The 2138-nt window shown below is 68.1% G+C and carries 2 protein-coding genes; both read left to right on the top strand.

Annotation, left to right across the window (positions count from 1 at the left end):
- A partial coding sequence (locus C1J01_RS50825) for a hypothetical protein (protein WP_220040486.1) occupies window positions 1-722 on the top strand: 722 nt, incomplete at its 5' end.
- A gap of 103 nt (window positions 723-825) precedes the next feature.
- Entirely contained in the window at window positions 826-2130 is a 1305-nt protein-coding gene (locus C1J01_RS53395; RefSeq protein WP_111185750.1) for a M23 family metallopeptidase, read from the top strand.
- Window positions 2131-2138: the final 8 nt, after the last annotated feature.

Genomic DNA, 2138 nt, shown 5'->3' with positions numbered 1-2138 from the left:
AGGGCACGGCTTCGGTGTACGGGGTGCTGGCCGACGGCCGGTTGACCTACACCGCGATCGACGCCGCCACCGGACAGCGCACCCACGGCGCGGTTACCTCCACCGCCACCCTCGGCTTCACGCCCAAGGCCATGGCCACCCTCAACTTCAACACCATCCTGGTCACCGAGAACGGCCCCGAAGGCAAGCTGTACCGGATCGACGTGATCACCAACCGCGACAGCCTGGTCTTCTCCCCGCCCGTCCTGCTGGGCACCGGCTACACCCACGACCTGCTGGCCTACGACGGCAACAGCCACCTGTTCGGCATCGCCGCCGGCGTGCTGCGCCGCTACACCGTCAACGCCACCAAACCCGCCCTGGCCAACATCTCCACCGGAGAACGCATCGGTGGCGGCTTCACCCTCAAAACCCTCACCGCCACGGCCTCCAACTGGATCCTGGGCACCACCACCGCAGGCCAGCTCATCTCCTACCGGATCAACGGCACCGAGAACTACACCCGCTACCAACTGCGTGACACCACCTGGCAGGTCTTCGATCACCTGATGTCACCCGGCGGTGGCGTCTACTACGGCCACCGCCCCGAAGGATCGATGCACCGCTACCTCGACGGCAACCCCCACGACGGCAACGGCGCCGACGTGGCCGGACAAGGCACCGTCGACACCGGCGGCTGGACCCAGACCCTGCTGTCCACCCAACCCGCCACCGTCAGCTAGCCGAAGTCGCCCTGGGGCTCTGCCCGGTCGCCATGGCCGACCGGGCACCGTACCGAAAACTCACTTCGACCAGGGACCGGCTGGTCCCCTGGAGGAAATTCTCATGTCCAGATTCACGGCCTTACGAGTCGGCCTCGCCACCACGTTCATTGCCGCCTTCTGCCTGGCCGCCACGGCGAGCCCCGCGATGGCCGCCCCCAACCTGCAGTTGCCCTTCCCGTGCGGCCAGCAGTGGCGGCTGGATACCTGGGCGCACGCTCCCGCGCTCGACATGGTCAAAGAGCCCGACCAGCACGGCACCAACGGCGCCACGCTGGTCGCGCCCGCCGCCGGGACGGTGAACCAGTCCTTCTACCACAGCAACGCCGGCAACGTGATCCAGATCCACCACGGCGGCGGCTACTACACCACGTACCTGCACCTGCAGTCCCGCGCGGTCGCGGTGGGGGCGAGGGTGCAGATGGGCACGACGATCGGCCGGGTCGGCGCGACCGGCCCGACCTCCAACGGGCATCCGCACCTGCACTTCGAGCTCGGGTACGACGCCGACGGCAACGGCTCGGCCACCTGGGGGTACGCGGGCTCCGAACGGGTCAGGCCGACCTTTAACGGGGTCACCTACGGCGGAGCTAACGGCCAGACCTCGCGCAACGTCACCAGCCGCAACTGCGGCGCCCCCACTGGCACGGCTTCGGTGTACGGGGTGCTGGCCGACGGCCGGTTGACCTACACCGCGATCGACGCCGCCACCGGACAGCGCACCCACGGCGCGGTTACCTCCACCGCCACCCTCGGCTTCACGCCCAAGGCCATGGCCACCCTCAACTTCAACACCATCCTGGTCACCGAGAACGGCCCCGAAGGCAAGCTGTACCGGATCGACGTGATCACCAACCGCGACAGCCTGGTCTTCTCCCCGCCCGTCCTGCTGGGCACCGGCTACACCCACGACCTGCTGGCCTACGACGGCAACAGCCACCTGTTCGGCATCGCCGCCGGCGTGCTGCGCCGCTACACCGTCAACGCCACCAAACCCGCCCTGGCCAACATCTCCACCGGAGAACGCATCGGTGGCGGCTTCACCCTCAAAACCCTCACCGCCACGGCCTCCAACTGGATCCTGGGCACCACCACCGCAGGCCAGCTCATCTCCTACCGGATCAACGGCACCGAGAACTACACCCGCTACCAACTGCGTGACACCACCTGGCAGGTCTTCGATCACCTGATGTCACCCGGCGGTGGCGTCTACTACGGCCACCGCCCCGAAGGATCGATGCACCGCTACCTCGACGGCAACCCCCACGACGGCAACGGCGCCGACGTGGCCGGACAAGGCACCGTCGACACCGGCGGCTGGACCCAGACCCTGCTGTCCACCCAACCCGCCACCGTCACCGTCGGCTGAAACACCCG

The sequence above is a fragment of the Nonomuraea aridisoli genome (genome assembly GCF_003236395.1).
GTDB classification, from domain to species: Bacteria; Actinomycetota; Actinomycetes; order Streptosporangiales; family Streptosporangiaceae; genus Nonomuraea; species Nonomuraea aridisoli.
The sequence above is the reverse complement of the archived record's forward strand: the minus strand, read 5'-3'. Positions and strand labels throughout refer to the sequence as shown.